The 12,860-nt window shown below is 50.1% G+C and carries 12 protein-coding genes; 4 read left to right on the forward strand and 8 right to left on the reverse strand.

Annotation, left to right across the window (positions count from 1 at the left end; all coding sequences use genetic code 11):
• Positions 1-2 precede the first annotated feature (2 nt).
• The 8 genes from BFJ94_RS16855 to BFJ94_RS16890 all read right to left on the reverse strand — a co-directional run bounded on the left by BFJ94_RS16855 (position 3) and on the right by BFJ94_RS16890 (position 8,960).
• Positions 3-1,007 (reverse strand): GNAT family N-acetyltransferase, encoded by a 1,005-nt coding sequence (locus BFJ94_RS16855; protein ID WP_120463697.1) that lies wholly within the window; start codon positions 1,005-1,007, stop codon positions 3-5.
• Between the two features lie 51 nt (positions 1,008-1,058).
• Entirely contained in the window at positions 1,059-2,261 is a 1,203-nt protein-coding gene (locus BFJ94_RS16860) for an anhydro-N-acetylmuramic acid kinase (RefSeq protein ID WP_120463698.1), read from the reverse strand.
• Positions 2,261-3,121, reverse strand: a complete 861-nt coding sequence (locus tag BFJ94_RS16865) for a carbohydrate ABC transporter permease (RefSeq protein WP_120463699.1) — start codon at positions 3,119-3,121, stop codon at positions 2,261-2,263. The genes BFJ94_RS16860 and BFJ94_RS16865 overlap by 1 nt, the downstream gene beginning before the upstream one ends.
• A gap of 19 nt (positions 3,122-3,140) precedes the next feature.
• Positions 3,141-4,061 (reverse strand): carbohydrate ABC transporter permease, encoded by a 921-nt coding sequence (locus BFJ94_RS16870; RefSeq protein ID WP_120463700.1) that lies wholly within the window; start codon positions 4,059-4,061, stop codon positions 3,141-3,143.
• A gap of 86 nt (positions 4,062-4,147) precedes the next feature.
• A complete protein-coding gene (locus tag BFJ94_RS16875) occupies positions 4,148-5,626 on the reverse strand; it encodes an ABC transporter substrate-binding protein (protein ID WP_120463701.1) in 1,479 nt (492 codons plus the stop codon).
• Between the two features lie 29 nt (positions 5,627-5,655).
• Positions 5,656-6,570, reverse strand: coding sequence for an N-acetylmuramic acid 6-phosphate etherase (gene murQ / locus BFJ94_RS16880; protein WP_120463702.1), 915 nt, complete (start codon positions 6,568-6,570; stop codon positions 5,656-5,658).
• A gap of 692 nt (positions 6,571-7,262) precedes the next feature.
• A complete protein-coding gene (locus BFJ94_RS16885) occupies positions 7,263-7,919 on the reverse strand; it encodes a transcriptional regulator (protein ID WP_120463703.1) in 657 nt (218 codons plus the stop codon).
• A gap of 171 nt (positions 7,920-8,090) precedes the next feature.
• Entirely contained in the window at positions 8,091-8,960 is an 870-nt protein-coding gene (locus tag BFJ94_RS16890) for a MurR/RpiR family transcriptional regulator (RefSeq protein WP_120463704.1), read from the reverse strand.
• Between the two features lie 284 nt (positions 8,961-9,244).
• Between BFJ94_RS16890 and BFJ94_RS16895 the strand changes: the two genes are divergently transcribed.
• The 4 genes from BFJ94_RS16895 to BFJ94_RS16910 all read left to right on the forward strand — a co-directional run bounded on the left by BFJ94_RS16895 (position 9,245) and on the right by BFJ94_RS16910 (position 12,859).
• The gene (locus BFJ94_RS16895; protein WP_120463705.1) at positions 9,245-10,543 is read left to right on the forward strand and encodes a 6-phospho-beta-glucosidase; all 1,299 of its coding nucleotides are present in this window, start codon (positions 9,245-9,247) and stop codon (positions 10,541-10,543) included.
• The gene (locus BFJ94_RS16900) at positions 10,540-11,595 is read left to right on the forward strand and encodes an N-acetylglucosamine kinase (protein WP_120463706.1); all 1,056 of its coding nucleotides are present in this window, start codon (positions 10,540-10,542) and stop codon (positions 11,593-11,595) included. Before BFJ94_RS16895 ends, BFJ94_RS16900 begins: the two co-directional genes overlap by 4 nt.
• 176 nt (positions 11,596-11,771) lie before the next feature.
• The gene (locus BFJ94_RS16905; protein WP_229717104.1) at positions 11,772-12,404 is read left to right on the forward strand and encodes a 4Fe-4S single cluster domain-containing protein; all 633 of its coding nucleotides are present in this window, start codon (positions 11,772-11,774) and stop codon (positions 12,402-12,404) included.
• Positions 12,401-12,859 carry a hypothetical protein gene (locus BFJ94_RS16910; protein ID WP_120463708.1) on the forward strand — a complete coding sequence of 153 codons (459 nt, stop codon included), beginning with the start codon at positions 12,401-12,403 and terminating at the stop codon, positions 12,857-12,859. Before BFJ94_RS16905 ends, BFJ94_RS16910 begins: the two co-directional genes overlap by 4 nt.
• Position 12,860: the final 1 nt, after the last annotated feature.

Raw genomic sequence — 12,860 nt, forward strand, 5'->3', positions numbered from 1 at the left:
TGTCAGAATTCCCTCCTCATGATTGCAAACCGTTTGACTGTCTGAAAGCCTGCTTTTTCATAAATTCGCTTGGCCGGATTCTCGCTCCCCGTGAACAAAGATATGTACTCTGCGCCCGCCTGCTGGAAGGCTTCGCACATCTTGAAGAACAGAATACTGCCCAGGCCATGCCCTTCATGCTGCGGATGCACACCGATTCCGATGAAGAAGGCCCGCCCGCTCGGCTCGCGGATGATCGGCCCGGCGAACCCGGCCGCCTTGCCCTGATAAGCCGCGATCATCACCGGCACACCGTCAGCGGCATAGCGAGGAATCTGCTCCTGCCAGAGCGGATTATCCAGTCCGGCCAGCATCTGCTCCAGTCCGCTATGCTTCATAGAATCGAATAGCTCCACACGGTACCCCTCCGCAGCAGCCTTGCTCTCCTTGCCCCGGATCTCCTCAGGTATTGAGAATGCCCCCAGCGGCAAATACATCCCGCATTCCAGCGCCCGCTCTACATACCCGTACCGGAGCAGAAATTCATGTAGCCGACTACCTTCCGGCACGCCTGGAGCATTATTATGCTCATGCTCGTCCGTACCCGGAATCAACCAGGGCAGCTTCATAGGATTGAAGAACAGGAAGTCCGCCTGCTGCTTGCCCCGTTGCTGGAAGCGTCTCTCTATCGCTCCGATCATCATGCGGTAGGATTCATCCGTTTGAACAGATTCAGCTAGGATAATACAAGTGATATAACCAGCCCTCTCCCCGAGCGGCAAGTCATCCCCTGTACACCCGCAAGCGAAGCCCAGCACCTGAACATGCTCCCGCTTCTGCTCCTGCTGATCCCACTCCCGATCCTGATCCACCAGCACGAAGGCCGCCTCACGATCAAAATAGGGACTCAACAGAAATAAAGCTGTGAAGTCGTCCTCTGTTAAGCTTTTATAGCCATCGCGAACCGCTTGCTTGTTCCATAACTCAACTACACCAGCGGTAAATCGATCCTCCCATGCTGTGATCATGCTCTGAAACCTCCGCTTCCATTGGACTTAATACTCTCTTATCATGCATGTTCATAAAGGATAACTGACCTTGCCCATAACAGCGGGCCGCTTCGCTCCAGTCACTGCGCACAGATTGTTCGGTTGCCGGGCCATCGTATAATCTGCCAGCAGGGCAAAGGCCATCGCCTCCTTGGCATCACTGTTATGTCCAAGCTGCTCCTGGGTCAGCACCTGCACCCCGAGCGGTTCCAGCTCCTGCTGTAAATATCCGATCAATACAGGGTTATAGCTTCCCCCGCCGCCAACAATCAGCAGATCAGTGGGATAGCGCTCCATCACATAACAGCGATAAGCCTCTGCGATTGAACGGGCTGTCAGCTTCGTCACCGTCGCGATCAAATCCTTATTAGATAGACCTAGCTCCTGCTGATAACCGAGCAACCTCTCGATATAAGCCGAGCCGAACAGTTCTCTACCCGTCGATTTAGGCGGGCTCTGATTGTAATAGGGCTCCTGCATCAACAGATCAAGTAATTGTTCATCCGGCTGACCCCGTGAAGCGAGGGCGCCTCCGACATCCATCTTGCTCTCCCCGCCGCTCCAATGCACCACCAGCCCGTCGATCAGCATATTGCCGGGCCCGGTATCAAGGGCGAACACTTCCTCTGCTGTACCGCCAGCCGGAAGCACCGTCATATTGCCGATTCCCCCGATATTTTGCAGCAGCAGTGTCCGCTCCTTCTCCCCATACAGTAAATATTCAGTGAACGGTACGAGCGGGGCCCCTTGACCTCCCACAGCCATATCCGCCGGGCGAAAATCAGACACACAGGTGATCCCGGTTCTGGCCGCGATAACCGAACCCTCACCAACCTGTACGGTGTAGCGCAGAGCATAGCCTCCGATCATCTCATCTACCGGGCTATGGTACAATGTCTGACCATGGGAGCCGATATGGGCGATATCTGTCGGACTAAGCCCCGCCTTGGTAATAGCGGATAAGGCCGCTTCAGCAAACAACTCGCCGAGCCACATATTCAAGCGCCCGACCCGATTCAGCGTCGCCGTCTTCACGTCGAACAGTGCAAATATCTCATCCCTCACCTGTGCAGGATAAGGGGTATTTTCAAAGGCAAGTAAACTGACCTCCGGTCTAGTTCCGGGTTCACCGGTGATCTTCACGACAGCCGCGTCGATTCCGTCCACCGAGGTGCCTGACATCAGTCCTACAGCATAGCGTACCGCCAGCTCGGATGACTGCCTCCCATCCATCAGCCCTTCACCGCTCCCACGGTCACGCCTTCAAGGAAATACTTCTGCAGGCTGAAGAACAGAATGAACATCGGCAATGCAGAGATCGTAGCTCCAGCCATCATCGGTGCAAAATACGTCGTATTGGCGAAACGGAAGTTCTTAAGCCCAACCTGAATCGTCTGCATATCCATCGTATTCGTAACCAGGAATGGCCAGAAGAACGTATTCCAGCTATCCATGAACGTCAGGATCGCCGTGACCGCCATAACGGTCTTGGATAGAGGCACGATCACTTTGATGAAAATCTGGAATTGGTTACAGCCCTCGACCTTGGCGCACTCAATAATCTCAGTAGGTATGGACGACATAAACTGCTTGGTCAGGAATATGTTGTACACGGTTACAAGCCCCGGCATAATCAAAGCTCTGTAGGTGTTCTCGATCTGGAAGATGTTCACGATCAGAATGTAGAGCGGAACCTGGGTGACTTGATATGGAATCATCATGGCGCAGAGCAGGACAGAGAACAGTACGGTCCGGCCTTTGAAGCGAATCTTCGAGAAGGCATATCCCGCCAGGGTGGCAAAGATCACGTTGGACGCCGTAACGCTCCCCGCAACAATCAACGAATTCAGCAGCCATCGATAGGAATGTTCACTATAATCGAAGAAGAACTTATAAGACTCAAACGATATTTTTTTAGGCCATAAGGAATAGTCCAACGCCCCGGCTTCTACGGGATCGCCGAACGAAGAGATAATCATGAAATAAATCGGGAATATAGTTGCGATTGCAAATAGCAAGAGAAGAATTATGATGGTTGTATTTCTGGTGTATTTGACCGCTTTCTTGCCAGTATATTTCTTGTACAGTGCCATGCGTCATTCTCCTCTCCTATTAGTATTCGATATTTTTGCCGAAGAATTTGAATTGAATAAAGGAAATGCTGGCGATAATTGCAGCCAGAATCAAGGATTGAGCCGCTGCCTTACCGAATTCGAAGTACTTAAACGCGTTGTTGAAAATAAGCAAACCGACCATCGTCGTCGCATTATCCGGACCACCGCCGGTCATCAGATAGGCGTTCTGGAACACCTGGAAAGATCCGATTACGCCCGTAACGAGCAGGAATAAAGTTGTAGGCTTCAAAAAAGGAATAACGATATACCATAGCTTTTTCAGAAAATTGGCTCCATCCAGATCGGCAGCTTCATAATAGCTCTCATCAATCCCTAGCAAAGCGGCTAAATATATGATGATGCTCGTACCATGGCTTGACAGCCAGGCCATCAGCACCAGGGAGAACATCGCTGTCGAGCTAGCCCCCAGCCAGTTCATATTGGAAAGGCCAAACACATGGAGCAGCTTGTTGAGGATCCCGCTCGGCATCGGATCGAAGATCCACAGCCAGACGACGGACAGAGCTACCCCTGAAGCGACTGCGGGCAAATAATAGATCGCCTTGAAGGCGGTCTGTGTCCGCTTCTTCAGAGGAAGGATCAGAATTGCCACCGCAAAAGACAGAAATAAGGTGAACGGTACGGTTAGCACCGTATAGACAATCGTATTTCGAATCGACTTCCAGAACAGAGCGTCCGAGAAGGTATTCACATAGTTCTCAAAACCGATGAACACAGAGCCCAACGGGCGATATTCCTGAAAGCTGATAATAAAAGCGCTGACCACGGGATAAGCCGTAAACATCGCAAAGACTACGAGTGCCACTGCGATAAAGGCATAGCCCCATCCATTATCGCCTCTCCATTTTCGTTTTCTGGCCACTTTTGTCGTCGACGGTACTTTTGCTAATTGGCTCATATGTCTTAGCTCCTTTTCCAACCGTTTTGCCAAAATGACCCGGGCAGCCCTATGAACAAGTCATACGGCTACCCGAGCTAAGAGTATTAATCCTTCACGATACCATCTTCTCCAAAGGCCTTGATGGCTGCGGCTTTCACCGCTTCATACATATCTTCCGGAGTAATCTCATTTGCAAGCAAAGCCTGAAGCTTAGGAACGATGACTTCATCCTCAAGCTTGATCGCCTTGGCGCCAAGATCGGACGGGATATCCGGCCGCGGCGGGTTAGCGTGTGAGAGAAGCTTCTCTACAGCTGCCACGTTGTCTGGGTTACGGTTGATATCCATGCTCTTAGCAGCTTCTCTGCCGCTCTCTGTAATGTGGGCAGCGAACAGGTCATTGTTCGTCATTGCAGCAACCTTGCCGCTAGCCAGGAAATACGCAGCCTTGACTACATTGGCTTTATGCTCTGGCGTCGGCTCCTTCTTGCCACGGAAGGTCACATATCCGTCAACAACGGTACTGGAAATCGGCTCTTCACCAAGGAAGGTTGGCACTGGCAGAACGATATATTCTACCGGAATACTACCAGTGACAGCGCTTCCATCATTAGCCTTAATTTTCTCGTTATTCTGATTAGCGTTATTCTCGAACGTAGCCAGGCCTTTACCTGTAATCATCGTCTGCCCGGTCAGGAACATATTCCAGCGTTTCCCGGCGTCTACCGAGCTAAGCTCCTTCGGCATGGAGCCGTCATCGATCAGCATGCGTACAGCCTTCAATACTTCGAGATAATTTTTGCTCGTGTAAGCGAACTTCAAATCCTTATCGAATGGAGCGGGCATACCGGCGTTTTTGATCAGGATATTCAAATAGTCCTTGCCTGTAACACCAGCGGTAGCAAATACGAAGCCATAGCGACTCGTCTTATCGCCTTCCTTAACAACACCCTTCTTGATCGCTTCGCGGAACTCTTCGAAGGTCCAGCCATTCTGTTGTACGTTCTTCCAGTCTATGCCGGCCTGTTCAAGAAATTCCCGGTTGCCACCGAGCGCATGCACTTCCATATAAGCCGGGAAGCCATACAGCCCGTCGCCTCTCTTCATATACTCCAGCGGGGTCTTGTCATAGTCATTGACCATTTCTGGAGTGACGGTATCGGTCAGATCCATCAGCATATTCTGCTGCAGATATTTCGAAATGCCGTCCGAGCCGATAAAGGCGATATCCGGAGGGCTACCGGCATTCACTTGTGTATCCAGCTTCTGTGTAATATCCTCCCAGCTGGCAGGCTCGATCTTCAGCGTCAGGTTCGGATAGAGCGCACTGAATTCCTTCTCCATCTCTGCGAACATACTCTGGAAATTGCCCGAAACAGGCGGAAGCAGTGCTGTAATTGTATCTTTCTCTTCCGAACCGGAATTGTTATTAGTAGCCTCATTTGAATTGGCTGCGTTGGTTGTGTTGTTAGCGGCTGTATTATCTTTGCCGGAATTGCCTTTACCGGATGAACCGCAAGCCGTTAATGCCGTCAAGGCCATGGTTAGAGCCAAGACTAATGCCAGAACACGCATTCTTCTCATTTCAAAAATCCTCCCCCTGGAATTTCATACTAAACTACGTGGTTTGTAGTGCGAATGGCTAGCTTTAAATTTCCTTCACATTCCTGAAGCACCTGCTCTGCCTTACTGGCATCGAGGCCCGTCTTGATCATCAGAATCGCCAGCTTGCAGCTCATGGACGCCTTCTGCAAGTATTCGCCGGCCGTGTTATGATCTACTCCCGTTGCGAACTGGATGATGCGGATCGAACGGTCGTAGAGCTTCTTGTTGCTGGCCTTCAAATCTACCATTAAATTGTTGTATGTCTTCCCCAGTTTGACCATCGTGCATGTTGTCAGCATATTAAGTACGAGCTTCTGAGCTGTACCGGCCTTCAATCGGGTCGAGCCCATAATCACTTCCGGCCCTACGACTGGAGAGATACATATATCGCATACCGCTTCCAGTCTGGAGCCCTTGTTATTGACTACCCCGATCGTCGTAGCGCCCAATTCGGCCGCCCGCTTCAGACCGGCGATGACGAAGCTGGCCGAGCCGCTCGCTGAGATGCCGATGACAGCATCCTGCGCGGTCACACCAACCCGCTCGATTAAGGCAATCCCCTCCTCTGCACTATCTTCAAATCCTTCTACAGCCACCCTTAAAGCTATATCACCTCCGGCAATATGCCCCTGCACTAGCAAAGGGTCTACTCCGAAAGTAGGTGGACATTCTGAGGCATCCAACACTCCCAGTCTTCCGGAAGTACCTGCGCCTATATAAAACATTCTTCCACCGTTCTTAAGTGAACGGTATAGAATATCCACCGCCTTCGTGATTTGAGGAATTTCCGCAGCCACGGCAGCTGGAACCTTGGCATCCTCCTGATTGAGCAGATGAAGCATCTCTTCGGTTGTACATTCGTCAATCATCTGTGTGTGGGGGTTGACTCTCTCTGTGGTCAGTTCTGCAAAGTATTGTTCCATAGCTGATCCCTTCTCCTCACTGATGGTCTCAATCTCCATTTCTTAGATATCGTTCAAAAAGCCCGCTACCCAGACCCAAACCTTATCCGGCTGAAAGCGTTTTTAAGAAAGCGCCTAGCGGAGTCATAACTGCGGTGCTGTTGTTCTTTTTGAACTCTCACTCTTAGCATAAGCTTAAATGAGCGCCTACCGTTTCGTCAATAGTTTTTGTAATAAAATTTTAATATGTAATAATATTTTGTGTTTTTAATTCAGTATCGCAGGGTCAGGCATCTCTCGCTTGCAGCCTGTGTTCGAACTCGATCTGGTCTAACGGACATTAATGTCCGTTACAGCCTATTTTCGGATACTTCGGCCTCCTTACGGTCATAAATGTCCGTTAGAAGGAGGGCTGACTCAAAAAAGGACCCGTTTTCTCTCCTAACGGTCATTAATGTCCGTTACAGCCAATCTTCGGATACTTCGGCCTCCTTACGGTCATAAATGTCCGTTAGAAGGAGGGCTGACTCAAAAAAGGACCCGTTTTCTCTCCTAACGGTCATTAATGTCCGTTACAGCCAATCTTCGGATACTTTGACCTCCTTACGGTCATAAATGTCCGTTAGAAGGGGGGCTACCCAAAAAAAGGGGGGGTTCTCTCTGCTAACGGTCATTAATGTCCGTTAAGATTGAAAAGTGGCTTTTTTCCTGCTCTAACGGTCATTTTTGACCACTTGATAGGTACAATAGCGTTGTTGTTTATTGTGAACAGACAACACGTCCATTTTCACAAGTTCATTCAAAATACGCCTCGCCTGTCTATCGGATCGATTCAGGTGCGAGGCGAGCTCTTCGGATCGGAAAGGCCGAATGACCCCACGCGCAAAGCGTAGAGTCTCTGCTTCAACCCAGCTAAGTGAAGGACTCGTTGACAAGGACACAAACTTACCGACAAAGGATAGTGCCATCTGCTGGATCACCTCTGGCTCTTCCTCAATCGACAAATAGGCAACAGGCAGGAACAACCAATCGTCTAGTACAAGGTAAGCCTGTTTCTTGCACAAATCTCTGAATCGCCATGCTTCAATATCTCTCGCGTGGGACCGATATCCGTGGATTTCGATGCAGCCTTTGGCTCCGCCGGGCATATAGGCCAGATCCAGATAACGATAACGGCTGCCATAATCCCGCACCTCCCACTCCGCATATAAGTGGTTAAAGTTCCCTATAGCCGGGTACCATATCTTCCTCAAAAACTCCCTCGTACCGTGTCCAAGCTCCTTTTGAAGCATCTCGCGTCTTCTCGGATTTTGTTCTGCAGCGAGTTGATCGTTAAGCCATTGGTTCATTTTGACCTCAAAACCACTCATCGCACCTCTTCCTTTCTATCTAAAAATAAATAATGCCGCTCTGATTACAAGAATCGCCAACGATCCCTGATCAAAGCGGCATGTGCTTCACACCATTCCTCATTTTCTGTTAGTCTTGCCTCACACGCTTCACAGCTAAAACCGGCTTAGCTCTATATCTCTCAATGTCGCTTATTTGCGGCTGCGGTGCTTACTAGCTAGTATATTATGCGTCTTGGTCAAATATTTCTTCACATTCTTGTATTCTGCGCTGGCTACGCCGGCGAACAGAATATCGATCACGGTCAGCATGGCGATCCGCGAGCCCATCGCTCCGCTGCGCATCGTAATCTCTGGAGTAGTGATACCGAGCAGAATATCGGCCTTATCCGCCAGCTCGCTCTTGCTGTAACGAGTAAGGGCAATCGTCGACACATTATTCTTCTTGGCGATCTCCAGCGTCTCCAGAATCTCTACCGTATCCCCGGAGTTCGAGACGAAGATCGCTACATCCCCCTTGCCGAGCAAGGTGGCGGCGGTGAGCTGGCTATGCCCGTCCGTATATGCATGACACATTTTATTGATCCTGGAAAATTTCTGCTCCCCGTCCATACAGATCAGCCCCGAGGCGCCGATGCCGAAGAATACGATGCGATTACTGGAGCGCAGTACCTTCACCGCCCGTGCTACTTCATTCCGGTCGATGACGCTAAGTGTATCTTCAATCGACTTGATGTTGTTATGTGAAATATTCGAAATGATCGTGAACAGGTCATCCCCCGGCTGGATGTCCGTATAGACATCCTTCTGCTCATCATCGATCGAGCCCAGTGCCGCCGAAATGCTGACGATGAAGTTCCGGTACCCGCTATATCCCATCGTTTTGCAGAAACGCAGTACGGAAGCATCGCTCGTCTTGCTGAGCTGAGCGAGGCTTTTGATAGAGAGATGCGGGATTTCCTCCGTGTTAGCCAGAATATACTCAGCCACCATTCTCTCTACCGGAGTTAAATTATCTTTCATCTCACGAATTTTGATCAGAATATTATCATTTATCGCCATGTAATACTCCCCACTTACCTTGTTTAATTTATGTGACGAACTTTGAGCTATAACTCTGGCGTTGCTAGACTTGCCCCTATCTTAAGTGCTTTTCAGCGAGAATACAAGTTGATCACCCCAAAACAATTGGCAATTTCTTTAATTTTATTGAAATAATATTTCAAAAACATAATTCATTATAACATTTATTTGCGAAATATTATTGTCGAATTTGTCAACAACATGCTATAATGACGGCGATGATAATGTTGGAGCTCTACATCAAAAGCATAGGAGGATTTCAAATGACTCAGAAGCTAAAGATCTCCATTATTGGTTCCGGAAGTACGTACACCCCTGAGCTGATCGAAGGGATTATCAAGCGCAAAAACGTCCTGCCCGTCAGTGAGCTGGTGTTCATGGATATCGATGCCCGAAAGCTGGACATTGTCGGCCAGCTATGTAAGCGCATGATTGAGGCCGAGCAGCTCCCCTGCCGCATAACCATGACGCAGGATCTGGATGAAGCGCTGCGAGATGCTGACTTTGTATTGGGGCAAATCCGGGTAGGCAAGCTGCCTGCCAGAGTGCTCGATGAGAAAATTCCCCTGAAATATAATCTGATCGGTCAGGAGACCTGCGGGATCGGCGGTTTCTTCAAGGCGATGCGCACGATCCCGGCGATGCTGCACATCGCGGAGCGGATGAAGGAACTCTGCCCTGACGCCTGGCTGATCAACTTCTCTAACCCGGCCGGGATTATTACCGAAGCGTTATTGAATCATAGCGAGGTCAAGATGCTTGGCCTATGTAATGTGCCCTTTAATATGTTCAAGAGCATTCGCGAAGCTCTCGATTTAGACCATCCTGAATTCACTTATGTCGGGCTGAATCATCTGAGCTGGATTACTTCAATCAGGCAGGATGGCAAGGATTATCTCGAAGCAGCGCTCGAAATGGGTCTGAACAGTGAGGCGATGAAGAATATTCCGTCCAGCGGCTTCAGCAAAGAGCTGATCCAAACCGTAGGCGCCATTCCTTCCTCCTATCTCGAATACTACTATTTCAAGAATAAGAAGCTGAAATTCGTTCAAGAGAGCGAACTAACGCGGGGCGAGAAATGTATACAGATCGAAGAAGAATTACTGCAGATCTATGCGGACTCCAAGCTGCACACCAAGCCTGAGCTGCTATCCACCCGGGGCGGAGCTAACTATTCCGAAGTAGCGATCAGCCTGGTAGATGCGATTTATAATGATAAACAAGAAGTCCATGTCGTCAATCTGCTGAATCACGGCGCGCTCGACTTCATGGAGGACAATGATGCCATCGAGGTATGCGCCATCGTCGGCAAGGACGGGGCCAAGCCGATTGGAATCGAGAATTTCGACAATCGTCATATTATCGACTACATGCGTATGGTCAAGGCCTATGAACGCGAGACTGTCGCCGCCGCAGTCAGCGGAAGTGAGGACGCGGCGATGCGCGCACTAGTAATGAACCCTCTCGTCGGCGATTACGATGCTGCCCATAGCTGCTTCCAGGAGCTCAAACAGGCCCATAAAGCCTATTTACCGCAATTTTTCAAGGAAGACAGCAGATGAGTACAAGCAATAATTACATTATAGGTGTCGATGGGGGCAATAGCAAAACGGATTATTATCTGTTCGATCTCCAGGGCAATTATATCGATCATCTTCGCACAGGAACCTGCAGCCATGAACGGTTCGCCGATGCCTATGCCAGCACATTCCGGATCATGCAGCAGCATCTGAATGAATTGCTCCTTCCCCATGGTCTGGGAATAGAACAGCTGCAGGCTGCCGCCTTCGGGCTGGCCGGAGCCGATATTCCTCCCCAGAAGGAGCAGCTTAACGGCGTAATAGAACGGCTGGGCTTCCGTAATTATGCCGTGGATAATGATTCCTTCCTCGGCATCAAGGCTGGCAGTGAGAAAGGATATGGCATCTGCTCTATCAATGGCTCCGGCATGTCCACCGGCGGCATCACCAAGGCTGGGGACCGGCTGCAAGTCGGCGGTGTCGGCAGCGAGCTGTCCGGCGATGAAGCGGGCGGCTTCTATCTGGCGCGCAGGGTGCTGCGCACGGTCTATGATTCCTTCTACCGGATGGGCCCGGACACCAGCATGACCGCTCCGGTCATGGAGCTGATGCAGGTAAGCGAGAAGTCGAGATTCATCGAGACTGTCGTTGAAGGAGCCACGAAGCGGAACCTCCCTAATACAGAGCTAATGCGAATCCTGTTCGCGGCCGCAGATCAAGGCGATGCCGCCGCTATCCGCGTTATCGATCAGACCGCCGAGCAATTGGCCCGCTCCACCGCAGGCTGCCTGAGCAATCTTGATTTCAGCGAAGAGACCGAGATCGATATCGTCCTCGCCGGATCGGTATGGATCAAGGCCGAGAGCCCGCTGCTATTCGAGAGGTACAAACATTATATGTCCGGCTGGGCTTCTCCTTATCATTGCCGCTATATCTTCCTGCAGGTGCCTCCGGCAGCAGGCGCAGTTCTATGGGCCATGGAGCTATCCTATGGTCAGCCTGTGAACTCAGAGCTCCGCCATAAGGTGATCCGCAGTATTGAGCAGGTACAAGCCGAACAGAACGCAGCGGCCAAGTCATCATATTTTCATTAATATGAACCATTATATAAGAGCCATCCTAAGGATGGCTTCTTCTTGTAGGTCCCCCCTCCCCCATTTCCCCATAAATTAGGAAGTTATATATATTTAAGACTGGATTTATAGTAAAATTAATCCAAACCCTCTTTTTCCAATAGATTGTCCAAATCCTTATAAGGCTGGTGCATAGCGTGTCTACAATTCGGATATCCAGAATCGTCGCGAGAACGAAGGTCGAAGGGCCCGGTCTGCGTTATGCGATCTGGGTACAAGGCTGTCCAATTCGATGTGAGGGGTGCTTCAACCCCCATACTTGGGATAGGCAGGGCGGAGAAATTCGCAGCATCGAAGATATCGTCCAGGATATTAAGGCGGAGCTGAAGTCATCCCCCGAGCTGGAAGGGATCACCTTGCTCGGCGGCGAGCCGTTCAGTCAAGCCCATGGATTGAGTATTCTCGCCCATAAGGTCAGGGAAATGGATCTGTCCGTCGTTACCTTTTCAGGATATGACTATGATACGCTTCGCAGATCAGGGCATAGCGGATGGCGACGCTTGCTGCAGCAGACCGACCTGCTCATCGACGGGCCATATATTCAGAGCTTGCATGATCTAAGCCGCCCCTGGATCGGTTCCCGCAATCAGCAGTACCGTTTCCTCACGGATCGCTATAAACAGCTGGAGGACAGATTATCTTCAATAGACAATAAGCTGGAAATCCGGCTGCATCCAGACGGTACCCTCACTGCGAACGGAATGGCCCGGATCTCCGATCTGGAGCTGCTGTTGGAATTAGGTTATCAAAGCAAGGAGGCCAAGGAATGAGTGTCGAAATTGTGCTTATCCCCGTTGCGATTGCATTGACGAAGGAAATTGCGGAAGGGATATTCCGGAAGCTAGAGAATAAGGATAGCGATATCCTGATTCTGGAGACCCGAATGAAGGATGAATCGCTTCTGAAGCAGGCGTTAGAGGATTGGGATTGCTCTTTTCGTACCCTAGATGATATCGGAGACCTTACTTTTCCATCCTCAGGGCATGATGAAGTTATTTTTCTACGCAACCACACCGGCTGTTACACCCTCGTTCTACCTCACACTGCCAATCAGACCGCCTATGAAGAATGGCTTTCCAACGTTGAGAACTCCTATACCGATCTACTACAGCAGCAGGTTTATCAAAATTTGCTCGAAAGAGCGCAAAGCCAGGGATTAATCCTGGAACAAGAGGAGCGGCTGAAGGATCGCTCGATCCAACTGACGTACATATTGAATCAATAAA

It is taken from the genome of Paenibacillus aceti (genome assembly GCF_003614185.1).
GTDB lineage: Bacteria > Bacillota > Bacilli > Paenibacillales > Paenibacillaceae > Fontibacillus > Fontibacillus aceti.

What these genes read in the sequence shown, in the direction of transcription:
- BFJ94_RS16890 (WP_120463704.1), bottom strand. Translation starts at nt 8,960, where the DNA reads ATGGCGATAAATGATAATATTCTGATCAAAATTCGTGAGATGAAAGAT.
- BFJ94_RS16860 (WP_120463698.1), bottom strand. Translation starts at nt 2,261, where the DNA reads ATGGATGGGAGGCAGTCATCCGAGCTGGCGGTACGCTATGCTGTAGGA.
- BFJ94_RS16900 (WP_120463706.1), top strand. Translation starts at nt 10,540, where the DNA reads ATGAGTACAAGCAATAATTACATTATAGGTGTCGATGGGGGCAATAGC.
- BFJ94_RS16875 (WP_120463701.1), bottom strand. Translation starts at nt 5,626, where the DNA reads ATGAGAAGAATGCGTGTTCTGGCATTAGTCTTGGCTCTAACCATGGCC.
- BFJ94_RS16870 (WP_120463700.1), bottom strand. Translation starts at nt 4,061, where the DNA reads ATGAGCCAATTAGCAAAAGTACCGTCGACGACAAAAGTGGCCAGAAAA.
- BFJ94_RS16910 (WP_120463708.1), top strand. Translation starts at nt 12,401, where the DNA reads ATGAGTGTCGAAATTGTGCTTATCCCCGTTGCGATTGCATTGACGAAG.
- BFJ94_RS16895 (WP_120463705.1), top strand. Translation starts at nt 9,245, where the DNA reads ATGACTCAGAAGCTAAAGATCTCCATTATTGGTTCCGGAAGTACGTAC.
- murQ (WP_120463702.1), bottom strand. Translation starts at nt 6,570, where the DNA reads ATGGAACAATACTTTGCAGAACTGACCACAGAGAGAGTCAACCCCCAC.
- BFJ94_RS16855 (WP_120463697.1), bottom strand. Translation starts at nt 1,007, where the DNA reads ATGATCACAGCATGGGAGGATCGATTTACCGCTGGTGTAGTTGAGTTA.
- BFJ94_RS16865 (WP_120463699.1), bottom strand. Translation starts at nt 3,121, where the DNA reads ATGGCACTGTACAAGAAATATACTGGCAAGAAAGCGGTCAAATACACC.
- BFJ94_RS16885 (WP_120463703.1), bottom strand. Translation starts at nt 7,919, where the DNA reads ATGAGTGGTTTTGAGGTCAAAATGAACCAATGGCTTAACGATCAACTC.